29 protein-coding genes and 1 tRNA gene are annotated in these 23,627 nt (G+C 64.8%); 16 read left to right on the forward strand and 14 right to left on the reverse strand.

Going from position 1 to position 23,627, the window contains the following annotated elements:
* The first annotated feature begins 84 nt into the window (after positions 1–84).
* Together I6F31_RS14175 and I6F31_RS14180 are read left to right on the forward strand one after the other, a co-directional pair.
* Positions 85–1,452, forward strand: a complete 1,368-nt coding sequence (locus tag I6F31_RS14175; RefSeq protein ID WP_036027723.1) for an APC family permease — start codon at positions 85–87, stop codon at positions 1,450–1,452.
* A gap of 2 nt (positions 1,453–1,454) precedes the next feature.
* Positions 1,455–2,669: a hypothetical protein gene (locus tag I6F31_RS14180; protein WP_085972298.1), complete on the forward strand. Its 1,215-nt coding sequence runs from the start codon at positions 1,455–1,457 to the stop codon at positions 2,667–2,669.
* Here the strand turns inward: I6F31_RS14180 and I6F31_RS14185 are convergent, their stop codons facing one another.
* Entirely contained in the window at positions 2,670–2,876 is a 207-nt protein-coding gene (locus I6F31_RS14185; protein WP_225142720.1) for a hypothetical protein, read from the reverse strand.
* A gap of 89 nt (positions 2,877–2,965) precedes the next feature.
* On the reverse strand, positions 2,966–3,304 hold the full coding sequence (gene yidD, locus I6F31_RS14190) for a membrane protein insertion efficiency factor YidD (protein ID WP_036027721.1): 339 nt from the start codon (positions 3,302–3,304) through the stop codon (positions 2,966–2,968).
* A gap of 255 nt (positions 3,305–3,559) precedes the next feature.
* Between yidD and I6F31_RS14195 the strand changes: the two genes are divergently transcribed.
* Positions 3,560–4,456 (forward strand): hypothetical protein, encoded by an 897-nt coding sequence (locus I6F31_RS14195; protein WP_036027720.1) that lies wholly within the window; start codon positions 3,560–3,562, stop codon positions 4,454–4,456.
* 105 nt (positions 4,457–4,561) lie between these two features.
* Here I6F31_RS14195 and I6F31_RS14200 read toward each other — a convergent pair whose 3' ends face one another.
* A complete protein-coding gene (locus tag I6F31_RS14200; protein ID WP_036044037.1) occupies positions 4,562–5,017 on the reverse strand; it encodes an iron-sulfur cluster assembly scaffold protein in 456 nt (151 codons plus the stop codon).
* A gap of 253 nt (positions 5,018–5,270) precedes the next feature.
* Between I6F31_RS14200 and folE the strand changes: the two genes are divergently transcribed.
* The 4 genes from folE to I6F31_RS14220 all read left to right on the forward strand — a co-directional run bounded on the left by folE (position 5,271) and on the right by I6F31_RS14220 (position 9,086).
* On the forward strand, positions 5,271–5,963 hold the full coding sequence (gene folE, locus I6F31_RS14205; RefSeq protein WP_036027718.1) for a GTP cyclohydrolase I FolE: 693 nt from the start codon (positions 5,271–5,273) through the stop codon (positions 5,961–5,963).
* A gap of 27 nt (positions 5,964–5,990) precedes the next feature.
* Positions 5,991–6,413 (forward strand): phosphoribosyl-AMP cyclohydrolase, encoded by a 423-nt coding sequence (hisI, locus tag I6F31_RS14210; protein ID WP_128264665.1) that lies wholly within the window; start codon positions 5,991–5,993, stop codon positions 6,411–6,413.
* 96 nt (positions 6,414–6,509) lie between these two features.
* Positions 6,510–7,583, forward strand: a complete 1,074-nt coding sequence (locus I6F31_RS14215) for a transglycosylase SLT domain-containing protein (RefSeq protein ID WP_085972297.1) — start codon at positions 6,510–6,512, stop codon at positions 7,581–7,583.
* Positions 7,584–7,910: 327 nt separating this feature from the next.
* Complete coding sequence (locus I6F31_RS14220) at positions 7,911–9,086, forward strand: DUF2336 domain-containing protein (protein WP_225185570.1); 1,176 nt, start codon at positions 7,911–7,913, stop codon at positions 9,084–9,086.
* A gap of 138 nt (positions 9,087–9,224) precedes the next feature.
* Here the strand turns inward: I6F31_RS14220 and I6F31_RS14225 are convergent, their stop codons facing one another.
* From I6F31_RS14225 to I6F31_RS14235, 3 genes are all read right to left on the reverse strand, one after another.
* Entirely contained in the window at positions 9,225–9,803 is a 579-nt protein-coding gene (locus I6F31_RS14225) for an Hpt domain-containing protein (RefSeq protein ID WP_225185571.1), read from the reverse strand.
* Positions 9,804–9,831: 28 nt separating this feature from the next.
* On the reverse strand, positions 9,832–10,377 hold the full coding sequence (locus I6F31_RS14230) for a response regulator (protein ID WP_011088265.1): 546 nt from the start codon (positions 10,375–10,377) through the stop codon (positions 9,832–9,834).
* Between the two features lie 92 nt (positions 10,378–10,469).
* On the reverse strand, positions 10,470–11,249 hold the full coding sequence (locus I6F31_RS14235; protein WP_036010536.1) for an NAD kinase: 780 nt from the start codon (positions 11,247–11,249) through the stop codon (positions 10,470–10,472).
* Positions 11,250–11,502: 253 nt separating this feature from the next.
* Here I6F31_RS14235 and I6F31_RS14240 point away from each other — a divergent pair, with 253 nt between their 5' ends.
* Positions 11,503–13,071 (forward strand): peptidase S10, encoded by a 1,569-nt coding sequence (locus I6F31_RS14240; RefSeq protein ID WP_225185572.1) that lies wholly within the window; start codon positions 11,503–11,505, stop codon positions 13,069–13,071.
* Here I6F31_RS14240 and I6F31_RS14245 read toward each other — a convergent pair.
* On the reverse strand, positions 13,058–14,446 hold the full coding sequence (locus I6F31_RS14245) for a serine hydrolase domain-containing protein (protein ID WP_225185573.1): 1,389 nt from the start codon (positions 14,444–14,446) through the stop codon (positions 13,058–13,060). The two genes, I6F31_RS14240 and I6F31_RS14245, sit on opposite strands and share 14 nt — an antisense overlap.
* Positions 14,447–14,568: 122 nt before the next feature.
* Positions 14,569–15,111 carry a tetratricopeptide repeat protein gene (locus I6F31_RS14250; protein ID WP_036010542.1) on the reverse strand — a complete coding sequence of 181 codons (543 nt, stop codon included), beginning with the start codon at positions 15,109–15,111 and terminating at the stop codon, positions 14,569–14,571.
* 248 nt (positions 15,112–15,359) lie between these two features.
* Between I6F31_RS14250 and I6F31_RS14255 the strand changes: the two genes are divergently transcribed.
* From I6F31_RS14255 to I6F31_RS14270, 4 genes are all read left to right on the forward strand, one after another.
* On the forward strand, positions 15,360–15,755 hold the full coding sequence (locus I6F31_RS14255) for a hypothetical protein (protein ID WP_225142735.1): 396 nt from the start codon (positions 15,360–15,362) through the stop codon (positions 15,753–15,755).
* Between the two features lie 229 nt (positions 15,756–15,984).
* Positions 15,985–16,380 (forward strand): hypothetical protein, encoded by a 396-nt coding sequence (locus I6F31_RS14260; RefSeq protein WP_036010577.1) that lies wholly within the window; start codon positions 15,985–15,987, stop codon positions 16,378–16,380.
* Positions 16,381–16,641: 261 nt separating this feature from the next.
* A complete protein-coding gene (locus tag I6F31_RS14265) occupies positions 16,642–17,346 on the forward strand; it encodes an outer membrane protein (protein ID WP_225132631.1) in 705 nt (234 codons plus the stop codon).
* 298 nt (positions 17,347–17,644) lie between these two features.
* Positions 17,645–17,887 (forward strand): DUF6719 family protein, encoded by a 243-nt coding sequence (locus I6F31_RS14270; protein ID WP_036010549.1) that lies wholly within the window; start codon positions 17,645–17,647, stop codon positions 17,885–17,887.
* Between the two features lie 27 nt (positions 17,888–17,914).
* On the opposite strand, the gene I6F31_RS14275 is transcribed toward I6F31_RS14270, so the two are convergent.
* A complete protein-coding gene (locus tag I6F31_RS14275; RefSeq protein ID WP_036010552.1) occupies positions 17,915–18,169 on the reverse strand; it encodes a hypothetical protein in 255 nt (84 codons plus the stop codon).
* Between the two features lie 312 nt (positions 18,170–18,481).
* A complete protein-coding gene (locus I6F31_RS14280) occupies positions 18,482–18,850 on the reverse strand; it encodes a hypothetical protein (protein ID WP_036010583.1) in 369 nt (122 codons plus the stop codon).
* Positions 18,851–18,949: 99 nt separating this feature from the next.
* On the opposite strand from I6F31_RS14280, the gene I6F31_RS14285 reads away from it, so the two are divergent.
* Positions 18,950–19,114, forward strand: coding sequence for a hypothetical protein (locus I6F31_RS14285; protein WP_167361680.1), 165 nt, complete (start codon positions 18,950–18,952; stop codon positions 19,112–19,114).
* Positions 19,115–19,157: 43 nt separating this feature from the next.
* On the opposite strand, the gene I6F31_RS14290 is transcribed toward I6F31_RS14285, so the two are convergent.
* On the reverse strand, positions 19,158–19,361 hold the full coding sequence (locus tag I6F31_RS14290; RefSeq protein WP_225185574.1) for a hypothetical protein: 204 nt from the start codon (positions 19,359–19,361) through the stop codon (positions 19,158–19,160).
* Between the two features lie 235 nt (positions 19,362–19,596).
* Here I6F31_RS14290 and I6F31_RS14295 point away from each other — a divergent pair, with 235 nt between their 5' ends.
* Complete coding sequence (locus tag I6F31_RS14295) at positions 19,597–20,316, forward strand: class I SAM-dependent methyltransferase (RefSeq protein ID WP_225185575.1); 720 nt, start codon at positions 19,597–19,599, stop codon at positions 20,314–20,316.
* Here the strand turns inward: I6F31_RS14295 and I6F31_RS14300 are convergent.
* Both I6F31_RS14300 and I6F31_RS14305 read right to left on the reverse strand, forming a co-directional pair.
* Positions 20,304–20,378, reverse strand: a tRNA-Thr gene (locus I6F31_RS14300). The genes I6F31_RS14295 and I6F31_RS14300 overlap by 13 nt on opposite strands.
* Positions 20,379–20,549: 171 nt before the next feature.
* Positions 20,550–21,044, reverse strand: a complete 495-nt coding sequence (locus I6F31_RS14305) for a hypothetical protein (RefSeq protein ID WP_057029593.1) — start codon at positions 21,042–21,044, stop codon at positions 20,550–20,552.
* Positions 21,045–21,327: 283 nt separating this feature from the next.
* Here I6F31_RS14305 and I6F31_RS14310 point away from each other — a divergent pair, with 283 nt between their 5' ends.
* A complete protein-coding gene (locus tag I6F31_RS14310; RefSeq protein WP_036010846.1) occupies positions 21,328–21,810 on the forward strand; it encodes a hypothetical protein in 483 nt (160 codons plus the stop codon).
* Positions 21,811–21,851: 41 nt separating this feature from the next.
* Entirely contained in the window at positions 21,852–22,358 is a 507-nt protein-coding gene (locus I6F31_RS14315) for a hypothetical protein (RefSeq protein ID WP_109143326.1), read from the forward strand.
* Between the two features lie 262 nt (positions 22,359–22,620).
* Here I6F31_RS14315 and rlmB read toward each other — a convergent pair whose 3' ends face one another.
* Positions 22,621–23,451: a 23S rRNA (guanosine(2251)-2'-O)-methyltransferase RlmB gene (rlmB, locus tag I6F31_RS14320; RefSeq protein WP_036010853.1), complete on the reverse strand. Its 831-nt coding sequence runs from the start codon at positions 23,449–23,451 to the stop codon at positions 22,621–22,623.
* Between the last annotated feature and the right edge of the window lie 176 nt (positions 23,452–23,627).

Here is a 23,627-nt window from a genome sequence, read left to right on the forward strand (position 1 = left end):
AACCCTTGTTAACCCTGCTTGAATTGACTGGGCCAAAGTGCACGATCGGCCCATTAGGCGAAGCGCCTGAGGTTAAGGACCCCGATGACGGCATCAGATGCGGGTACCCCGCCCTGGACGGACCGGCTGACCGGGAGGGGGGCCGGGGTCTCCGTTCCGGTCGCCACCGCCATCGTCGTCGCCGACATGATCGGGGTCGGCGTCTTCACCAGCCTCGGCTTCCAGGTCAAGGACATCCCGTCCGGCTTCTCGATCCTGCTGCTCTGGACGGTCGGCGGCGTCGTCGCGCTGTGCGGTGTGTTCGCGTACAGCGAGTTGGGCGCGATGTTTCCGCGCTCGAGCGGCGAGTACAATTTCCTCGGCCGTGCCTATCACCCGGCCTTCGGCTTCCTCGCCGGCTGGGTGTCGGCCACGGTCGGCTTCGCGGCGCCGGTCGCGCTCGCCGCGATGGCGTTCGGGGAATATGCCAAGTCGGTTGTACCCGATCTGCCGGCGATTCCGCTCGCCATCGGCGTGGTGTGGCTGGTTTCGCTGGTGCAACTGACCGGCGTCAGGCACTCATCCACGTTCCAGTTGATCTCGACCGTCCTCAAGGTCGTGCTGATCGTCGGCTTCCTGGTCGCCGGCTTCGTCATCGCCGTGCCGCAGCCGATCAGCTTCACGCCGCAGCCCGGCGATATCGCTCACATCGTCAGCGCGCCGTTCGCCATCGGGCTCGTCTTCGTGATGTATTCGTTCTCGGGCTGGAATGCCGCCACCTACATCATCGGCGAGATGAAGACGCCGCAACGGAACCTGCCGCGCGCGCTGCTCGCGGGCACGCTGATCGTGCTCGTGCTGTATGTCGCGCTGAACGCGGTATTTCTCCATTCGGCGCCGGTCAGCGCGCTCGCCGGCCAGCTCGACGTCGCCAGTGTCGCCGGCACGGCGATCTTCGGCACCCTCGGCGGTCGGATCGTCGGCGCCATGATTTGCTTCGGTCTGATCTCTTCGATCAGCGCGATGATGTGGATCGGCCCGCGCGTGATGATGACGATGGGGGAGGACATTCCCGCCTTGCGCGTTTTCTCCAAGCGGTCCGTGAGCGGCGCGCCGGCCTATGCCATCCTGTTCCAACTGGCCATCGCCAATCTTCTGTTGTTCACGCGCAGCTTCGAGGCGGTGCTCGATTTCATCCAGTTCGCGCTGTTGTTCTGCTCGTTCTTCACGGTCGCCGGCGTCATCAAGCTGCGGATCACCGATCCCGATCTGCCGCGGCCCTATCGCACCTGGGGATACCCGTTCACGCCGCTCGTGTTTCTGCTCGTGACCGCGTTCATGATGTACTACCTTCTGACGGAGCGGCCGCTTCAGTCGCTGTCGGGAATGCTCGTCATGCTCTCCGGCCTTTTGATTTACGCTGTTTTCCGCAGGCGGCCCGTCGTCGCTGCCGCATCACCGCATCGCGAATAGACATGCTCCGCCCCCTGAGAATTGCGGCCGTTGCTTTCGTCCTCCTGGCTGCGGCCGTCTCGTCCGCGCGTGCCGCAGACGTCACCTTCGATGACACGGCGCGCTTCCTTGCGGGCATGCAGCCTTCGGCGGACTCGCCGCTGGTGCCGCTCACCAGGGACCCGGCCTGGCAGCGTCACGCCAAATTCTTCGACGGCGCCTTCGCTCAGCTCGAGCAGCGTCAGCTCTCGAAGATCCGCAGCTGGGCCGACCTCAATCTGGCCGCGCCCCGACCGACCATGTTCTATTTGTTCAGCGGCCCCGATTTCCTCTACGCCAACACCTTCTATCCCAAAGCCAGCACCTACGTGCTCGGCGCGCTGGAGCCGGTCGGCGCGGTCCCCGATTTGACGCGGCTGCCGCGCGGTTCGGTCGGCGCTGCGCTCTATAACGTCGAACGCTCGCTTGGCTCGATCCTGAGCTTCTCGTTCTTCATCACCAAGCAGATGAAGGTCGACCTGAGCGCCAACCAGGTCAACGGCACCCTGCCGATCCTCTATGTCTTCCTCGCCCGCTCCGGCAAGACCATCCGCAACGTCGAGATGGTCGCGCTCGACGACAAGGGCGGGCTACATGTCGGCGGCGACAATCCCGGACGGAACGCGACGCGCGGCGTCCGCATCAGCTTTGCCGGCAGCGACGGGGAAGCGCGTACGCTGTATTATTTCGCGACCGACCTCTCAAATTCCGGCGCACGTGCCACGGGCTTCCTGAAATTCTGCGAGACGCTCGGGCCCGGCAACAGCCTGCTCAAGAGTGCGTCCTACCTGTTGCACTCCGGCAATTTCACCGTCGCACGCGACTGGTTGCTCGCCAACAGCGCCACCATCATCCAGGACGATTCCGGCATTCCGCTTGCGAACTACAATGCACGGCAATGGCGGTTCTTCCCGTTCGGCCGCTATCTTGGTCCCATCGACGAATTCCCCGGCCGCTACCAGGAGCGCTACGCCGAGCTGTTCACGCGCGCCCAGCCGATCGATTTCGGCGTCGGCTATCGCTGGCGCATGCGTGAATCGAATTTGCTGCTGGCGGTGAAGGTGCCGGGCAGCGAGACCGCACCGGCTGCAGAGACCACTTCGGCCGCCGAGCCGGCGCCAAAGCCGCCGCGCCCGAAGCGGCTACGACCGCCGGAGTCGATCCCTCCATCACAGGGACGGTTCTACTGGTTCCGGTGACTACCAATGCACGCTCTGGCTCGGCACGATGAACGTCGTCGTGCTCGGCTGTGTCGCAAGGCTCCTCTCAAGATACCAGCCTGAGCCGAGGACGAGCGCAAGCAAAGCGATGATGGCGAGCAGGTCGATGGTTCTTGGATCGTGCGCCCTGTGATCGAGATTCGGACCGGGCTTAGCGTGAAAATGCGGGCTGATTTTCCAGCGCATTGTTGTTTCCTCCCGTGGGGAGCATCAAGACAACGCGGGCGGAAAGTCTAAGGTTCCGGTCAGGGCGGCGCTGTTCAGAGCACCGCAGGTCAGGACGCGTTAACTCCGCGCCAGCGGCCATAGCGCCAGGGGAGATACCAGCGTGCGCCTTTGGGCGCCGTGAGAGGCACGTTGTCGATGCCGGACGTGCCGAAGGGATGGCAACGGAGCAGGCGCGCGAGCGTCATCCAGCCGCCGGCCCACAGCCCGAACCGTTCGATTGCCTCATCGCCATAGACGGAGCAGGTCGGCAGGTGCCGGCAATTGTAACCGACCAGAGGTGACAGCGTGTGGCGATACAGCCAGATCAGTGCACGGCCGAATCTGCGCGGCAGCCGGAGCACACCATCGACGGAACTGGAACAATGCTCGCAAGCTGAATGCTTCATGTGCGTTGTGCTGCGATGTTGAGCGAAGCTTTGCCCGGTTCCGGTGCAGGGAACCATAAGTTGTTGTTTCCACGCCATATTTTGCGTGTTTTTTGGGAGCAGTGCAGCAAGTATCTGTGGACGATCTGTATTCGCCCGGATACCATTTTTATGACGGTCGTGTGTAGAAGCATACGCCTGTATGATGGACTCAGGTAGCGCCACCGGGGATTGTTTGGGGACCTTGGGGCTTTGGGGCTTGGGGAAGGAACCAGATTGAGACTTCTGAACTCCCTTAAACTTCGCGGCTGGTTGCTGGTGGGAACCGCCGTCTGCGGAGTCGCGCTGGCTGGCGCTGTCGCAACATTCGGATCGTCGGCCCGCGCCGGCGCTGCCCTCGAAGAGCGCAAGCTGCCGATGAAGTTCAGCTGGGTCGCCTGCGAGCCGAACTGCCGCGGCTGGATCAGCGCGGTAGGCATCATCACCGCCGATACGCCCAAAGAATTCGAAGAGTTTTCGCGCGGCCGCCAGCTCGGCGGCGCCACCGTAGTGCTCGATTCCAGCGGCGGCTCCGTCAATGACGCGATCACGCTCGGCCGGCGCTTCCGCAATCTCGGGCTTTTGACCACGGTCGGCGTGAGCCTCCGCGGCGGGCCGTCGACACGGCCGGCCGTCGCGCCGGAAGCGTATTGCGAATCCATGTGCGCCTTCCTGCTGCTGGCCGGCAAGAAGCGTTACGTGCCGGAAGCCGCTCATGTCCGGGTTCACCAGATCTGGATGGGCGACCGCGCCGATGATGCCAAGGCGGCGAGCTATAGCGCGCAGGACCTGATGATCGTGGAGCGCGACATCGGGCGCCTCGCCAAATACACCTTCGATATGGGTGGCGCCGGGGATCTGTTGTCGCTTGCGCTCAGCGTCCCGCCTTGGGAGGACCTGCACGAGCTCGATGCCGGCGAGCTCAAGCTCACCAATCTGGTTACGACCGATCTCGTGGCTGACGTGCTCCCGCACGTGGATATCTCGGCGCCGGCAATGGCGGAGCTTGCACCGAAGACGCAGGCGAGGTTCGGCGCGGAACCGGAGCAGGCTTCCAAGTCGACCAAGACGGCGGAAGCCCTGGTGCCGACCGGTAGTGTTGCCACACCGGCTGCTGCGGCGGCGCCGAAGTAAGCTCTTAAATCTCGGTAGTCATCCCGGGGCGCGCGTCAGCGAGAACCTTGGTGAGCAAGTGCGTACCTGGGGTGCGCAAGTTCGCCCGGAATGACGGAGAGGGGGTCAGCCTTGCGCTGCGGCCGGCTGCTTGGTTCTGGCCTCGATCTGGCCGATGGCATCAACCACGGCATCGAAGGTGAGAAGCGTCGAGGCATGGCGCGCCTTGTAGTCGCGGACCGGCTCGAGGAACTTGATCTCCTCCCATTTTCCTTGAGGAGGCGCACCATTCTCCTTCAGCATCTTGCGAACGGTTTCGCGTAACTCACGGAGTTCGCTCGCAGTCGAGCCGACCACGTGACTTGCCATGATGGATGAAGAGGCCTGGCCCAAAGCGCAGGCCTTCACGTCATGGGCGAAGTCGGTGACGGTATCCCCGTTCATCTTAAGATCGACCTTCACGGTCGAGCCGCACAGCTTGGAATGGGCGGTGGCGGAGGCATCGGGGTCCGCCAACCGTCCGAGCCGCGGAATATTCCCGGCCAGCTCGATGATCCGCTTGTTGTAAATGTCGTTCAGCATGTGATGGAGTCCAACGCGTCCACACCCGCATCCAAGCCGGATCGGCCTTGGCGGGCGCCGCCCACGGTCCTATATAGGGGCGGAACTGGTGGAAAAACAGTCCAGCGGAGCGGTGGCGGTGATCAAGATCTGCGCTGCCGGCTTTGTGACCTTGGGACTTTTGCACCGAAACTGTTCTGTTCAGGCGTCCGGCGGCTTGGCCGCCCCGTCTGCCGGTGACACTCCGGCCGTTAGGCCGTCGAACGGAGAAGATATGGACGCTGCAATCAAATCCATCCGCCCGGGTAAGCCCTCCGACCGGCAGCCCGAGAACCGCCCGGCCGAGCTTGATCCTGCCGAATTCCTCGCGGCCGCCGTCCGCGCCGACCAGCCGCGTCCCGCGCGCGCCGAGGCGGAAGCGGCGGTGAAGACGCTGCTCGCCTATATCGGCGAGAACACCGAGCGCGAGGGCCTGCTCGACACGCCGCGCCGCGTCGTCGAGGCTTTCGACGAGCTCTATCAGGGCTACCACCAGTGCCCGGCCGAGGTGCTCGACCGCACCTTCGGCGAGACGGCGGGCTATGACGATTTCGTCCTGGTGCGCGACATCGAGTTCACCTCGCAATGCGAGCACCACATGATGCCGTTCTACGGCAAGGCGCACATCGCCTATACGCCGGTGGAGCGCGTCGTCGGCCTGTCCAAGCTGGCCCGCCTGACCGACATTTTCGCCCGCCGGCTCCAGACCCAGGAGCACCTGACCGCGCAGATCGCCGCCGCGATCGACGAGGTCCTCAAGCCTCGCGGCGTTGCCGTGCTGATCGAGGCCGAGCATACCTGCATGTCGGTGCGCGGCGTCGCCAAGCATGGCGCCTCTACTTTCACCAGCCGCTTCACCGGCATGTTCCGCGACAATCCGGCGGAGCAGGCCCGTTTCCTGTCCCTGGTGCGAGGCACGACGCGCTGACCTCGCGACAAACCGGCGAGAGTTGCTGTGTCCGCTCATTCCCATGAGATCGAGGAGGGCCTCGCCTTCCTGCCCAGATTTGATGCCGCTGGCCTCGTGACGGTCGTCGCCACCGACGTCGCCACCGGCGACGTGCTGATGGTCGCGCACATGAACGAGGAGGCGCTGCGCAAGACCATTGCGACCGGCGAAGCCTGGTATTTCAGCCGCTCGCGCAATGCGTTGTGGCGAAAAGGTGAGACGTCGGGTCAGACCCAGCGCGTGGTCGAGATGCGCACCGATTGCGATCAGGATGCGGTCTGGATCCGCATCGAGCAGATCGGCGCGGCCTGCCATACCGGCCGGCGGTCGTGCTTCTACCGCAAGGTCGAGGCCGAGGGCGGGGGAGCGAGATTGGTCTTCACTGAGGCGGACCGGCTGTTCGATCCGAACGACGTTTACAGGAAGTAGCAGCCTGTCATTCCGGGTTCGCGCTGTCGCATGCCCCGGAATGACGCGGAGCGTCAGTTAACCCCGCCTTAACCATACCTGCCCCACGGTGAGACGATGGGCGCCGAATTGCCGGCGTCGCTCAGCGCCGCGCGGGGCGGGCCCTCCACCATGTCGATCGACAGTTTCAGTGCCACGCAGACGGCCGGCCTTGATCCGTCGCGCGCGCGTGTCGCCGGTGCGATCAAGCAGGCCTCGAACGTCACAGGCGTCAGCTTCCAGTACATGCTGACCACGGCCAAGATGGAATCGGACTTCAATCCGACGGCCACCGCCACCACCTCGTCCGCGCAGGGGCTCTACCAGTTCATCGACCAGACCTGGCTCGGCACGGTGAAGGAAGCGGGTGCCCAGCTCGGCTATGGCAGCTACGCCGACGCCATCACCAGGACGTCATCGGGGACCTACACCGTCGACGATCCCGTCAAGAAGCGGTCGATCATGAAGCTGCGCGACGATCCCGAAGCCGCTTCCGCCATGGCCGCGGCGCTGACGCAGTCGAACAGCTTCAAGCTCACGGGCCTGCTCGGGCGCAGGCCGAGCGACAGCGAACTCTACATGGCCCATTTCATGGGCGTCCGCGGCGCGGCGAAATTGATCGCCAATGCCGAGGACAATCCGCAAGCCGTCGGCGCGCGGCTGTTTCCCAACGCGGCGGCCGCCAACCGCCCGATCTTCTACGCCAAGGACGGCCGCGCCCGCAGCGTCTCCGAGGTCTATTCGGTCCTGGACAGCCGCTATGCCAGCGCGGCCAATTCAAAGGTGACCCGCAGCGCGATGGCGATGTATGGCGCCACGCCTTCGACCACGCAGGTCGCGAGTGCCAATGCAGTGGTGCCCACTGCGCCTGTCGTGGACAACGCCGCCTATCTCCAGACCTTCCCGAATGCCCGCACAGTGACGCCCGTCAGCGCGACGTCGTCGACACATGTCGCGGACAATCCGACGGGCACGCCGGTGTTTCGTTCGATCTATCAACCCGGCGATGCCACGCAGCCGGTCTCGACCACGGTGCAGAAACTATGGGGCAACAATGCCTCGCTCACCTCGGTCGCAGCGGCGACGCCGGACGTGCGGCCGCCGCAACCGCTCGATCTCTTCAGTGATCGCAGCGGCACGTTCTCGAGCTAGCTTCGCTCTTGCTCCGGACGCCGCGTTACGTCCGTGCACAAGATCGAGACTGTGTGCGCAGCTGCGTCAACACCGTCATTGCGAGCGCAGCGAAGCAATCCAGAATCTCTCCGCGGATACAGTCCTGTATTGCTTCGCTGCGCTCGCAATGACGGAGGATCAGCGAGAGCTCGTCGCGTGTGCCGCGCGTGGCGGCTTTGTTCCCTTAACAAATCATCAACAAAACCAGCCAGTTATGGTGAACGCTTTGTTAAGCGTCGTGGTTTATTTTGTGTTGCAGGTGACGAGCGTCATCGTTTTTCGTTTGTTGTGTAAGCCGGAAGCAGCATGATTGTTCGGCAGTTCATTCATTGGATCAGGACGGCGCCCGCAGGCGAGCGGGCCGAGGCAACACGGGCGCTTGCCCGGGCCTGGCTGATCTCGGACCTTTCTGCAGACGATCGCAGCGCCGCCGAAGGCGCGCTTCTGATGCTGCTCGACGATGCCTCGCCGCTGGTCCGGCAGGCGATGGCCGAAGCCTTTGCCCGCAGCCTCGACGCGCCGGCCTCAATCGTGCGGGCGCTGTCGGCCGATCAGCCGACAGTCGCACTGCCGGTGCTCGAACATTCCCCGCTCTTGATCGACGCCGATCTCGTCGACATCGTCGCGACCGGCGGCGAGGAGGTGCAATGCGCAGTCGCCCGCCGCATCGCATTGCCGGTGTCGGTGTGCGCCGCGATCGCCGAAGTCGGCTGCGCGGCTGCCGCGCTGGAGTTGATCGAGAATCCCCATGCCGAGCTCGCCCCGTTCTCCTGGGACCGGATCGTCGAGCGTCACGGTCATCTCGCCGCGATCCGCGAGGCGATGCTGGTGCTGGAGGATCTGCCGGCCGCAACGCGTGCTGCGCTGGTGGCAAAGCTCTCCGAGACGCTGGCGCAATTCGTCGTGGCGCGGAACTGGCTGAGCGCCGAGCGCGCGGACCGCATCACCATCGAGGCGCGCGATCGCTCCACCATGAACATCGCGGCGCGCTCGCGCGGCGATGACATGCAGGGCCTGGTCCGGCATTTGCGCGTCACCGGCCAGCTGACCGCGGGCCTGATCCTGCGCGCACTACTGTCCGGCAATCTGGGCTTGTTCGATGCGGCACTCGCCGAGCTCGCCGATCTGCCGCTCGCGCGCGTCTCGGCGCTGCTGCACGAGCGCGGCGGCAACAGCGTGCACGCGCTGCTCCGTCGCGCCGGGCTCCCGGAGGCGACATTTGCGGCGTTCCAGGTCGCGCTCGATGCCTGCCACGAGCAGGGCTTCGTCGACAGCGACGACGGCGCGGTGCGGCTGCGCCGGCGCATGGTCGAACGCGTGCTCACCCATTGCGAATCCGATCGCGGCGCCACCGAGCCACTCATGGTCCTGCTGCGACGCTTCGCGACCGAGTCCGCGCGCGAAGAGGCACGGCTGTTCTGCGACGAGATTGTCGCGGATGATGTGGTCGATCCGGTCTATGACGATCTGATTGCGGCGTAGTTCGAAGCTCGCGACAAGGCGGGCCGGAAGAGACAGGCTCCGTCATTGCGAGCGCAGCGAAGCAATCCAGAATCCCTCCACGGGGACAGTCTGGATTGCTTCGCTGCGCTCGCAATGACGAGAGGAGAGAGTTCGGCCTTATTCCGCCGGCGCGATGCTCGGCGCCAGGATCACCTCGAGATGCTCGGGGCGGTCGCGGTTGACGTAGGCAAGATAATCATCGGCGACCTTGCGCAGGCGGCGGCTGAGCTCGGCCGAGACGCTGATCCTGTCCAGCCTGGTGTTCTCGTGCACTATGGCGAGAATGGCGTTGATGTGGTGCGTGAACAGCTCGGCCGGCACCTTTTCCAGGTCAGGCGCGTGCTCGATGACGCGGCACAGGCTTTCGGCGATGCCTGCGGCTGAAGGAAAGCCGAACGTCGCCGCATCGCCCTTGATGTCATGCGCGGCGTGAAACAGCTCGTCGCGCAGTTTCTTCGTGAAGCCGTCCTTCTGCACGGCGGTCCAGGCGGCGGACAGTCGCTGGACCTCGATCACCATCCAGTCCTTGAACTCGCCGGAGAGGCGCGCGAGCGCCTGCTCGGCGCGGCCGACCGGGTCATCCAGGTCTTTTTCTTCGACGCGGCGCAGGACCTTGCGCAGCGGATTGGGCTGCGTGATGACTTGGTGCGTGGCGAAGGCCTTGACCTCGATGTCCTTTGCGCTGTTCTTCGCCATGATGCCTGCCTCGTCTGAAGCGGTTGCGCTAGATGGTGGAGCGGGCCTTGTCGAGCAGCGAGGGCTGCTGCAGCACCTCGTGCTTTTCGCCGACGCGGCGCTCCGGGCCCATATAGGCGGAGTTGGTGTTGCGGCGCCGGTCGGGGCCGAAATAGGTCTTGGTCTTGATGAAGGGGCGGGGATTGGCGACGACGTTGAGGATGCGCTGATAGAGCCCCTTGGCCGAGATCGGCTTGGCCAGAAATTCGGTGACGCCGGCATCGCGCGCGACCGTGACGCGACGTTTCTCCGAATGTCCGGTCAGCATGATGATCGGTGCATAGGGATTGCCCTTGGATTCCGGCTGCCGGATCATCTGCGCGAGCTCGAGCCCGTCGAAGATCGGCATGGCCCAGTCGGTGATGACGATGTCGGGCACGTAATGGCTGTACATTTCGAGCGCCGTGGCGCCGTCCTCGGCCTCATAGACCTCGCGCGCGCCGAACGAATGCAGCAGCGTCCGCAGGATGCGGCGCATGTGCGGATTGTCGTCGCAGACGAGGAAGCGCAGCTTGTTGAAGTCGATACGGAACATGACGCCCGGGCCAAAAGCGGGTCAACCTTCGTTAACCATATCGTGCCGGGAGTTAACGAAGGGTTGCGGCCAGGGGTGGGCCGGCAGGACACTCAGTAGCCGAACTGCTCCCGCAGGATACGCTCTTCCAGGCTGTGGCCAGGGTCGAACAGCATCCGCATCGAGATGCTCTTGTCCGAAAGCACTTCGACGCGCCGGACCCTGCGCACCTCCTCGTGGTCGGCGACCGCTGCGACGGGGCGCTTGTCGTCTTCCAGCACCTCGATCACGACATAGGCGGTATTGGGCAGGAGGGCGCCGCGCCAGCGCCGCGGCCGGAAGGCGCTGATTGGCGTCAGCGCCAGCAGGGCGGCGTTGATTGGGAGGATGGGTCCCTGGGCGGAGAGGTTATAGGCCGTCGAGCCTGCCGGCGTCGCGACGATAATGCCATCGGCGATCAGCTCCGGCATGCGTTCGCGCTCGTCGATAAGTATCCGCAAGCGCGCCGCCTGGGAGGTCTGGCGGAATAAGTAGACCTCGTTGATGGCGTGGTGCAGGTGAACGCGGTCGTTGACGTCGGTCGCGCGCATCAAGAGCGGATTGATCTCGGATTCATGCGCCGTCTCGAGCCGTTGGCGCAGATCATGCGTCGAGTACTCGTTCATCAGGAAGCCGACCGTGCCGCGGTGCATGCCGTAGATCGGCTTTCCCGTACGCATATGGTGGTGCAGCGTCTGCAGCATCAGCCCATCGCCGCCGAGTGCGACGACCACGTCGGCCTCATCGGGATCGCAATTGCCATAGTCCCTGGTCAGCTGGCCAAAGGCGGCTTGCGCCTCGTTGCTCGGGCTGGCGACGAAGGCGATCCGGTCGTATCGCGCAGGCTTGGTCATGGCTTCTCGGCAGGGCCGCTGGGTCGAGGAAGGTTCCGCCGGGCTCGTCTATACGAGGTAGGCCCGTATTGTCGAGGATGACCGCCCACCAAAGCTAATGGGGACGGTCCAACCGGACTTAAGCACAGAACCGGGCAATTTGAACCCGGCCGGCCGCTTCAGGGCCCGCACCGCCAATGATTCCCCAAACCGTCGTAATTTGGCGCTACCTTTCGGACTCCCCGGCGGTCACGGCCGGACACGGAGGATGATCATGGTCACGACTTTGCCGGCGCTCCGCAGCGCGGGCCTGGTGTTGGCGGTGTCGGCTTTCGCGTTCGCCGGCGTTGCACCCGCAGATGATGCGCCGCAGCCGCGCTCCGAGGCGGCCGCGCCGGCCGGACAGAAGGGTGGGCGCGGCGGTGCCGCGCAAGGCGCGCCGCAGACGTCGTCGTCCGCGGCCGAGCCGCACCGTCTGCCGCCGGATTCGACCACGAAGCAGACGCTCGATCTGCCTGGCCGGACCCTCAACTTCACGGCCACCGCGGGGTCGATCCGCGTGTTCGATGGCAAAGGCGAGCCGTTGGCCGACATCGCCTATACGTCCTACCAGCTCGACGGTGCCGAGCGTGCCACGCGTCCGGTGACGTTTCTGTTCAACGGCGGGCCCGGTGCGTCCTCGGCCTGGCTTCAGTTCGGCGCGGCCGGGCCGTGGCGGTTGCCGCTCGATGGCGAGGCCCTGTCGCCGTCGGCCTCGCCCGAGGTGAAGCCGAACGCGGAGACCTGGCTCGACTTCACCGATCTCGTCTTCATCGACCCCGTCAGCACCGGCTACAGCCGCTTCGTGGCGAGCGGCGAGGATGCCCGCAAATCGTTCTACTCCGTCGACGGCGACGCCAACTCGATCGCGCTCGTGATCCGCCGCTGGCTCGAAAAGCACGAGCGGCTGACTTCGCCGAAATACGTCGCCGGCGAAAGCTATGGCGGCATTCGCGGCCCCAAGGTCTTGCGCCAGTTGCAGCTCCAGCACGGCGTCGGCGTCAGGGGCTTGATCCTGGTCTCGCCGCTCTTGGATTTCCGCGAGTTCACCGGCACGAGCCTCCTGCAATATGTCGCGACGCTGCCGAGCTACGTGGCAGTGGCGCGCGAAGCCAAACGTCCAGTCAAGCGCGCCGACCTCGCCGACGTCGAAGCTTATGCGCGCGGCGAATTCCTGACCGACCTCGTCAGGGGCGAGGCGGACAAGGAGGCAACGACGCGTCTGGCCGACAAGGTCGCCGAACTCACCGGCATCGACCAGGCGGTGAGCCGCCGCCTCGCCGGCCGCTTCGACGTCGGTGAATTCCGCCGCGAATTCGACCGCAAGAACGGCAAGGTGACCGGACGCTACGATGCCTCGGTGCGCGGCTTCGATCCCTATCCGGACTCGAGCAGCTCGCGCTTCGGCGATCCCTCCGGCGATGCGCTCCAGGCACCGCTGACGAGCGCCGCGGTCGACGTGCTCTCGCGCAAGCTCAACTGGCGGCCCGGCGGCTCATATGAAGTCCTGAACGGTGCTGTCGAAGGGCAATGGGATTTCGGCCGCGGCATCAACCCGCCGCAATCGGTCTCCGAGCTGCGCCAGATCCTCGCCACCGATGCGAAGCTGAACGTGCTGGTCACGCACGGCCTGTTCGATCTCGCCACGCCCTATTTCGCAACGAGGCGGGTGCTCGACCAGTTGCCGGCCTTCGTGACGCAGCGCGTGAAGTTCGTGGTCTATCCCGGCGGCCACATGTTCTATTCGCGCGACGGATCGCGGCAGGCGTTCCGAAGCGAGGTCGAGGCGCTCATTCGGGAGTAGGCCGGCGCTTGCGCGGCGGATACCGGCGCGCGATCTCGCGTGCGACGACTTTTTTTGGCTTCACGTTCGCGCCGGCAATCCAGATGTCGCTGATCTTGCCGCGCTTGTCACGGACCCGGCGCACCGGCTCGCCGTGGCTGGAATAGCCGGCAGCCCAGGCGAGCTTGCCGGTGTCGCGGCCGGTCACTTCGATTTCGGCGGCATCCATAAACGGGTTGTTGAACTGCGGGTTGGCGACGAGCACGCGGTTGCCGGCGGGGACGAGATCGGTCGCGCCCCAGATCGTCCACCAGCGCCCGGTCCAGTCGCGCACGCGCCGGTCGGGGGCGCCGCGGGTCTGGAAGACGCGCAGGATCTGCATCGCGCCGTCCATCCAGAACGGCGCCGCGCCGTCGATCGAGTTGCTGAGGATGCTGATTGCAAGCTCGCAAGCGGGAATGGAGCAGGTCCGCGAGATATAGCCCTGGAAGCCGCCGCCATAGCCGAACCAGTCCCAGCCATCGGTCTTGCCGGCATTGACGCCCAAGCCGTAATAGGCCTCGAAGCTCTGCGGGATGCGCCAATGGTTTCGCGTCATCTCGCGGCGGCTGGCGACCGACAGCACGCTCTTCTTCGCGTTGGGCGCCAGCTGCGCGAAGAAGCGGGCGGTGTCGGCGGCGGTGGCGACGAAGCCTGCGGCAGATGCCATTGCATGGGCGGGATTGTCGCCCGGGATCACGCAACGCTCGCCAAAGGGCACCCTGCGCGTGTGGCCGCGCGCGAACGCTGCGCCCTTGGGAAACGGTGCGTCAGGCTCCGTCTCGCGCAGGCCGGCGGGCGCAATGATCTCGCGCTTGATCCAGACGGAGTAGGGCTCCTTCGCAACAGCTTCGATCACGAGGCCGAGCAGGCCAAAGCCGTGATTGGAATATTTGAAGCGTGTGCCGGGGTCGATCGCGGTCGGCAGCTTCAATTCTGCAAGCAGCTCCTTGGCATCGAGATAGGGGCGGCTGTCGATGAACTGGCCGGAATCGGCGCCGTCGCGCGTCAGCCCCGCGCTGTGCGATAGCACTTGCGCGATCGTGGTCTCGGCGACGCGCGGATCGAGGCCGCCGACATATCGGCCGACATGGTCGTCGAGCCGGAGCTTGCCCCGCTCGCGCAGCTTCATGATGCCGGCCGAGGTGAAGCTCTTGGAGTGCGAGGCGATGCGGAAGCGATGGCGCGGGGTGAGCTTCTCGCCGGTGTCGAGATTGGCGAGGCCGAACGCATGCTCGGCGACGACCTCGCCGCGATGGGCGAAAGCCACGATGACGCCCGGCTGCTGGATCGTCGTCAGCTGGTATTCGATCCAGGAGCCGATGTAGTCGATCGCGGATCGCAGCCACGTGTCCATTGCGCTACCGGTTTGCGAGGGAGGTCGGTGCGAAAGGCTAGCCGAGAAAGCAGAACGGGCACAACCTGAAAGGTTGTGCCCGTTTGCGTCGTTCGGAGATGCGATGTCTCCAGTCTATGCCTTCAGTAGACGAGCGTCGCGCCGGTCGGCTTGTCGAGCGCTTCGGCCAGCGAGCGATATTCCGAGCTGCCGGTGCCGGCGAGCGAGGCGATCTTGTCGAGGTGGTATTGCGCCTGCTCGCGGTTGCCCTGCTCGAGCTGCCAGAGGCCGTAATATTGCCAGGTGCGGACGTGGTTCGGATCGTCCTTCAGCGCCAGCTCATAATAGGCCTTCGACGACTGGTAGTCGCCGAGCTTGCGATAGGAGTAGCCGATCAAGTTGGCGACGTCCGCGACGTCGTTGCGCTTGAGCGACTTCAGCTGGTCGATCGCGCCCCTGTAATCGTGCTTGTCGTAGATCGCGGCGTAGGCGGTGCGGTAGGCCGCGAGGAATTTGGGGTCGCTGACGGAAGAGCTCTTCTTCTTGCCCTTCTTGGTCGAGGTGTCTGATTTCGGCGGCGACGAAGGGTCGTCGCCGGCGGCGGCATACGCGCTGGACAGCACCGGCGCGGCCGCCAGTGTCATAGCGACGAGTCCCGGCACAACGAGCATTGAGAGTTTGCGCATCTAAGTTCTCCGGTATGGAACGTGGCGATCCTACACGATTGCCCGAAGACCGGAACACCTCTCGGGCAAAAACATTCCCGCGTCGCACGATCTATTCGCCCCGGCCGTGGATGACAAACGTGTCATCGAGATGAACGGAAGCCTGCAAGGGGCTTCAGATTGGGTTCAGTGCACCCCGCTTATGTTCCTTCCCACGATCGATGGGGCGAGAGGGCGCCGCCTGATGATCCTTCCAAGAGGAGACCACCATGTTGAAGACCATTTCTGCAGCCTTGCTCGCAACCTCCGTGATCGCAGCCCCGGCGTTCGCCGCCGAGGCCGGCAAGACCACCACAGCCGCGCCGGTGATCAAGGCCGACCAGAGCCAGACCAAGGCGGCGACCACTGCCGCAAAACCGGAAGCCGGCGTCAAGGCCGACGCCAAGACGGACGTGAAGACGACGGACGCGAAGGCTTCCGATGTCAAGACGGACGCCAAGGTGGATGGCAAGTCGAAGGCAATGGACGCCAATGCCGCGGTCACCACCGACCAGCACAAGAGCGTGAGCAAGCATCGCCATCACGACAAGCAGGTCACGGCCAAGGAGTCGCAGAAGGCGCAGCCGGATGTGACCAAGCCCGCGACGTCTGATAAGCGCAACTGACGACTGATCCCGCGCGGCGGCATCCCTGGCATTGCCCGCCGCCGCGCGCGGACGTCAGGCCTGGCCCGTTGCCACGCCTCGGGCGGAAGCCCGAGATTTCGGCGGCTGGCCGATGCGCTGTTTGCGCGCTGCAAGCGAATTCCCTTCATCCCGGCTTGGGGCTAGAACGTCTCCTGATCTGTTCGAGCGGAGAGCGGGGCCTGTGGGGCGATTGGCGAGATGTGCGGTGATCCTGGCGTTGCCGCTGGCGCTTGCGGCATGTTTCGGCAGCGACAGTGACCGTCCGACTTTCATGGGCGGGACCCAGGCCGGCGGGCCGCAGCCGTTTCCCGACAATTTCCGGAACGACACGGTGGCGTTGATGCGGGCCTATCTCAACAATCCGGTCGGCGTGCGCAATGCCGCCATGGCCGAGCCGGTACAGCGCGAGGTCGGCGGCCGGCAGTTCTATGTGAGCTGCCTGCACTTCACCCCGCGCGAGACGGATGGGAGCTACAAGGGCATGCGCGAGCGGGCCGTGATCTTCGTCAACGGCCGGGCGGACCGCGTGGTCGACCAGACCAGCGATCTCTGCGCCGGTGCGGTTTACGCACCGTTTCCGGAACTGGAAAAGATGACGCGGTAGCGCAAAGGCAGCCTTCATCGCCCGGTGTTAGACAGAAGGAGCCGGAGCCGCGGGATCACATTTCGGCGAGCTTTGAACGAGGTGGTTTCGACTTGCGACAAATCGTGGCGGCGGCCTTGCGCAGCCGAGTTGACGGAACAAATTCGTGTTGTTGCCAGGCCGTCACAGTCACGAACGATCAACGTTCCGGCATTGCCGCGAAGCAACCCAATTCACGCCACGTTGTTTCCCGAGTGTCGTAATGAAAGAACGGGGATGATCATGAAGTCGATCTTGCTGGGTGCAGCAGCTCTGCTGGCGCTGGTTGCGCCGGCCGCAGCGGCCGACATGCAGCCGCGCGCCTACACCAAGGCTCCGGCCACGCCGCCGCAGGTTATCTATAACTGGACCGGTTTCTATATCGGCGGCCATCTCGGCGGCGCGTTTGCCGGCGACAACAGCTTCCAGTCGAGCGATGCGCGTTTTCTGGGCGGCGTGCAGGGCGGCTTCGACTACCAGTTCGCGCCCAACTGGGTGGTGGGTATCGAGGCCCAGTATTCCTGGCTGCCGACCAACAACAATGGCGCCATCTTCCCGCTGGGCACGCAGGTGACATCCAACACCGACCAGATCGGGTCGGTGACCGGTCGCATCGGTTACACCTGGGGACCGACGCTGCTTTACGCCAAGGGCGGTTATGCCTGGCGGAATAACGGCCTTGGCGTGAACATCGCCGGGGTGCCGCAGGCCTTCACCACCACCGGCAACAACAAGGACGGCTATACGGTCGGCGCCGGCCTCGAATACATGTTCGCGCCGAACTGGTCGGCCAAGGCCGAGTATCAATATTACAATTTCGGCAGCACGACCTTCACCTCCGGCCCGGCTGACATCGTCGGCGTTCGTGGCCGGGAGGACGAGCATACCGTCAAGGCCGGGGTGAACTATCGCTTCGGCTGGGGCGGCCCGGCCGCCTCGCGGTACTGACGGTCAGCGCCGACCCAAGATCTGAAGATCCAAGACCTGAAGATCCAAGACCTGAAGATCCAAGACCTGACAAAGGCCGGCTCCGCCGGCCTTTCGTTTGCCGGCCTGCCGCCTCCGGCGCCTGCTTTCTTTGCATTCCGTGAACCATTTGGCGCGTCATTTGCTTGCAAACGATGCTGGCGCGCCTTCTCACGCGCGTCATGGGGCTGGCGTAAAGCAAAAATAATTTTTGCGGTTTACGGAACTCGCGCTCCGGAACGCGTTATATGACAATTACCGGGCAGGTGGGACGACGGACATGCGTATCTTGGTGTCGGCAGTGGTGCTCTCGTTCTTCGGCTGCCTGCCGTGCTCTGCACAGACAATCCTCAGATCCGAGCCTCTGATGTTGGCACCGTACGAAGTTGCCTTCGTCAAGGACGCTTCATGTCCGTCGGGCAAGGTCATGAAGGTCACCGGCGCCATCCGCGGGCTGCACCGCCGCAAGGCCTGCGTGACTATGCCGGGCGAGCAAGCCTCGCTTGTGGCGGCCACCCCCTGAGCTTTCGCTCCGGCTCCGTGCCGGAGCTCAGGAATTCAGCTCGAGCTCCATTCTGGACTGCCGATCGGCCTCCGCCTTGTTCTTGGCGGGGTCCTCGCCTTGAGCCGCCTGGCACGGCTCGATCTTGTAATCATTGTCGAGCACCCGGCGCGGTCCCGGCCGCTCGTCGTCCGCCGTCACGTCCACGACGAGACCACTCCGCTCGGCGAGCTTCCAGACGTCGGCCTCGCTCGGATAGGACTTGCTGATTTGGGCGTCATTGCAGAAGAGGGCGTAGGGCATGCATCCCGACTCCAGGAATGCCCGTTAACGAGCTTACGGGGGGAGGGTTCCGGCCACCCGCCCGATCACGCGCCCGTGATCGTCGTGGACGGCCCTTGAGTCCTTAACGAGTCCTGAATCCCGGAAAAAAGAATCCCTGGGACTCTTCGGCCGGAATCAGCGGATGTTTTCGGCCATGACGAGCGACCTGAACACATCCTGCGGGCACATGCTCCTGCCGCTCACGCTGGCGCTGTTCGGCGCCTGCGCGGCCAATCTCTGGCTGGTCTGGTCGTGGTTGTAGGGTCCTGGCTGTAGGGCCCTGGCCGGGCCTTATTCGGCCGGCGGACCTGAGGCGTCGCGGATGGCTGCACGCAATTTGGTCAGGGTCGCCGCACAATATTCCTCACGTTCGCGCTCGAAGCGCTCCTGGTGCTTGCGGAAATTGGCGATGCGGGCCTGCATCTCGGCACGGAATTCGCCGCTCGTCCGCGTCGGCAGAGGCGCGGGCCGCGGCGGAAAGGGGGCTTGCGGCGGTTCGATCTCGACGGTGACCGCCTCCACGGTGACGATCTCCATCGCGACGGCCGGGCCAGATGCGGGCGCCTCCGGCTGAAGGACGTCATCCTTCCTGCCGGTCACCGATTGGACGAAAGCCAGCGTCTGCGCGATCAGTGCGTCGCGCTCCCTGATCCATTTCATGATCCACCTCAGCCGCGCGTATTCCAGCAAAGCGGCTGCTTCGAATCAAGGCTGTTTGCAAGGGTTGCATATTTTTCCCGGTAGCCCGACACTGGGCAGATGGATGCATCGAAAGAAAGACCGAACGAGGCGGAGGGCCTGAGGCTCATCCGCGCGTTCCTGACGCTGCCGCCCGACAAGCGGGCGGAGGTGATCGCGTTTGTCGAGGAATTGGCGCGTGTCCACGGCCGGCCCGAGGAGGGCGCCAAGGCCTCGCCGAGGTGAGCAAGGCCTCGCCGAGGTAAGCAAGACCTCGTCGAGGTGAGCGCTACCGCTCGCGCGGATTGACGTTGGGCTCGAACGGCGCGCCGACCACCCGAACCGGGATCTGAGCTGGCGTGCGCGGAGTGGGCTCGATCACGGCCCTATCGGCGACCAGCTTATCGGGCGTCCGTACAGGCGCCGGCTCGAACAGCGCCAGCGTCCCGGCCACGGCGCTGCAGCACAGCATCACCGTCGCCAGCAGAATCATGCTTCGGTTTTCTTCCCGGATCCGCATGCGCTGACAACGGCTGGCGCCGGAGCCGGTTCCGGGCCGGCGATTTTCGATGCGAAAACGGGGGACTTTAGATCGCGCCTAGTGCGACAGCACAAGGCCGAGCGCAAGCACGAACAGCATGGCCGTCGTGACGACAGCCGTCACCGCGCCGGTTTCGAACAGTTCGCCTGGGTTGTATAGTGCGCGCGTGCCGCAAAAGGCTCGCCCAATGACCGCCGATCGTCCCCCCGTGCTTGCGCACGAACGCTTCGTTGCCGACCGTGACAATTTCTCAGGGCTGGATCTCGCCGCGCGGTTCGCGCGGATCGAGCGGACCAACCTCTGGGGCGCGGCCACTTCGGTGTCCGGCCTCGGCTCGGAGGATGTCGCCACAGCCGCGATCCAGGAGGCGCTGCCTGCATTGCTGCAACGGCTCGGCGCGCGCTCGCTGCTCGATGCGCCCTGCGGCGATGCAGGTTGGATCGGCCGGCTCGCGCTCGATATCGATTACACCGGCATCGACATCGTACCGTCGCTGATCGATGCAAACCGCCGGCGTGTCGCAGCCGACGGTTCGTCCGGTCGGTTTCTCGTCGCTGACATCACGCGCGATGCGCTGCCGCACGCCGACGTTATTCTCTGCCGGGATTGCCTGGTGCATCTGAGCTTTGCGAACATCTATCGCGCGCTCGCGCAATTTCGGATGAGCGGCGCGCGCTTCCTGCTCGTCACGACCTTTCCGGAGTGGGACGACAATCACGATTGCGAGGATGGCGACTGGCGCGCGCTCAACATGGAGAAAGCGCCGTTCGGCTGGCCGGCACCTCAGGCACTGATCGACGAGCGTTGCGAGGAGGGCGGTGGCGGCTGGCGCGACAAGAGCCTCGGGCTCTGGCGGCTGGATGAGCTGCCGGAGAATAGCTTCGCGTCAGAAGCTGGTGCCGGCTGAGGGGATTGAACCCCCGACCTTCGGTTTACAAAACCGCTGCTCTACCGCTGAGCTAAGCCGGCGATGCCTCAAGAGGCAGGGCAGAGCTCGGCTCGCGCCGGGCCCCGTCTACCCGTGCGCGCCGCAATACCAGACTTGATCGGAAAGTGCCAGAACCGGGAGGTCGTCGTCGCAGGACGTGAATCGGGCGGCCGCGCGGGCCGCCCGATGTGTCGCGTTCGGCTCAAGCCGGCTTACTGGCAGAGCTGCCGGCGGCCGTCTGCGCCCTTGAAGTACGTGCCGGGCGTACAGACGAAGCCGTTGCGCTGGGCATAGGTGCGCCTGTCCCAGCTACGATTGTCCCAGCCGCGGTCCCACGAATTGTCATAGGCGTAGGAATTGTCCCAACCTCGGAATGGGGCGGTGGCAATCGCGCCGGCGGTGCCGATCGCGGCGCCCGCGACGCCGGCCGCCGTCCCGACAGCGCCCGCCGCAACGTCGGTCGGCCAGAAGCCAGTGGGGCTTCTGTTCCAGTCGTTATTCCAGTCGCGGTTGGTCTGGCGATAGGCCGCGCGGCGGTGGCGGTAGCCGCTCTCGGTGGTGGCCTGTCCCGGTCCGAAGGTCTGGCAATTGGCGTTCGGGAATTGCGCCGAGCAGCGGCCCTGATTGGTGACGACGGTCTGCGCCATGGCAGAGCCTGCCAGCATGGTCGCTGCGATCGCCGTGGCCCCGAGAAGCTTGATGGTCATGGTTGTTCGCTCCCATTTTGTGGACAGGAGCTAAACGCTGACGGCGCAGGACGTTCCGATGCAACCTTGGGATTTTTCGGAGGCGAGCCGTCAAACCGATGTGAGCAGCATGCGTTGTTCCAGCCGCGCGGTTCCGCGCCGTTAACGCTTCGCTAGCTCGCCGTGCAGCATTTGAGCGGCGCGCAATCCTTGCACGTTAGGCTTACCGGAATTTGGTGAGCAGGCCTTAACTCTCTCTGCGTCGCGATCGGTTAGGTTGCGTCCGGATAACCGGGGTCTCCTCATGCGTGCCGTGGCGCTCGCCGCCTTTCTGATCGGACTGCCTGCAACCGCGTTTGCAGCCGGCTTCGAGATCGTCGTTCCCGGCCGTCCCGGCGTGCCGATCATTATCAACAACATCGATGCGTCCTATGCCGTCGTCGAGGGCACCTGGGGTCTCGGCAAGGGCCAGCAGGTGCAGCCCACGATCTATGGCGGACGCTATATCGCCGAGCGGCAGCCCGACGACGTCGGCCATTATTATCCGACGCTGGGCCTGCGGCCGGGCTACGGCCGGCTCGAGGTCGAGCCGCCGGCGAACCGCAAATTGCCCAAGCCCGCCGAGAGCTACCACCAGAGCTGGGGTGCCTCGTCCGCGCCGCTGCCGGCGCAGATGGATCCGCCCGTCGATCCGCCGCCGGTGATCTACGCGCCCGAGATCAACGACCGTCCTCGGCCCCCGCGGCCGCGGCCGCGCACAGAGATACCCGGCAGGCCGCCGGGTTGAGAAACGTGAAAACCAAAAACGGAAATCAACAGGAGAGAGTAATGCGTCAAATGATTTCGGGACTGGTCGCGGCAACTGCCGTGATGTTCGCCGCCACCGTGCCGGCCGCGGCCTGCGGCTTCAGCACATGCGCGCCCGTTGCGCCGGTCTATGCCGGCTGCAACACCGGATGCGGCGGATATGGTTATGGCTACGGCTACGGCGCCTATGAGCGTCTCGCCGAGCCGACCACGCAGTATTATTACGTCAACCAGGGTCCGACCTATACCGGTCCGGGAGCCTTCGCGCCGTACCCGACCTATCGCGAGGACGCGGTCGTCGCGCCCGCCAATTACGGCTATGGCTATGGCTATCGTGCCGCTGCGGTCGCGCCGCCGGCCGCTTATCCCTATCGCCGCCCGTACTTCCGTCCCTATCGCTACGGCTACGGCCCGCGCTACGGCTATCTGCCGCGCGTTCACTACGGCCATGCTCACCGTTACGGCTACGCCCACCGCCATGCACCGCGCTATTATGGCGGTCACCGCGTGCTGCGCCGCTATTACTGATCTCTGATCGGTTGAGATTTGCGAAGCGCCCGTTCGCGTGATGCGGACGGGCGTTTTGCTTTCTCTTCAAAACAACCCCATGCACAGTAGCCGGGAACAGTGAAATCAAGGGCTTGAAGCGCAATGTGACCGAGATGAGCGAGCATCGCTCATTAGCTCATTGTTCGAACCCCAAATTTCGGAAAAACAGAGACTTCGATTGATCCGTCGGGCAAAACAGGCGTAGTCTAGCATCGTCCGGATATGCGCGGCACCTAAAGCGCTAGCGCTTCATCAGCCCCAGCCGGCTCGCGCCGACATAGAGCGAGAGTACGGCCGCATTCGAGACGTTGAGGCTCTTGATCTCGCCGGGCATGTCGAGCCGCGCCACGACGCTGCAGGTCTCGCGCGTCAATTGCCGCAAGCCTTTGCCTTCGGCGCCGAGCACCAGCGCGAGCGGCTCGCGCAGTGTGACGTTCGAGAGGTCCTCGGTACCTTCGCTGTCGAGACCGACGGTCTGGAAGCCGCGCTCGTTCAACGCCGTTAAGGCGCGGGCGAGATTTTGCACCGTGACGACAGGCACAAGCTCCAGCGCGCCGGAGGCGGCCTTGGCGAGCACGCCCGTCGCCTCGGGGCTGTGACGCGCGGTGGTCACGATCGCCTTCACCGCGAAGGCCGCTGCAGAGCGCAGAATGGCGCCGACATTGTGCGGATCGGTGATCTGGTCCAGCACCAGCACCATGCCTTCCTGCTTGAGCGTCTCGATGTCCGGCGAGGGCAGGGGATCGGCCTCGGCGAGCAGGCCCTGATGCACGGCGTCGGGCGAGAGCAGGCGGTCGATCTCCTGGGGACGGACGATCTCGGGCGCGATGCGGGTCGCGATGTTTTCGTCCGCCAGCCGCCGCGCGGCGTTCTCGGTTAGCGTCAGCTTGCGGATCCGCCGCTGCGGGTTGGCGAGGGCCATGGTGACGGTGTGCCAGCCATAGAGAATGACGGGCCCGTCGGGGTGCGAATCGCGTTCGCGCCAAGCCGGCCGGCCGGTCGATTTCCCTGGTTTGTTGAAGGGCTTAGCCCCCCTGCGGGGGCCCCTCGGGGCGAATTTTTTGTCCTTCATGGGCTCGCTTGTGTCACGGGGACCCCAATATGGCAATTTGAGTGGCTTCGAGGGCGATTTTAGCTGCTTGCCTCGGTTGACTTTGCCCCACCGCTTCGCCCATAAACGCGCCCGGTCGCGCCCCGATACGGGTTGCCGCGGCCTTCACGTTCCATGGCCGTCTTCGGTCCGCCGGC

The sequence above is a fragment of the Bradyrhizobium sp. NBAIM01 genome, assembly GCF_020194115.1.
Classification (GTDB): domain Bacteria; phylum Pseudomonadota; class Alphaproteobacteria; order Rhizobiales; family Xanthobacteraceae; genus Bradyrhizobium; species Bradyrhizobium yuanmingense.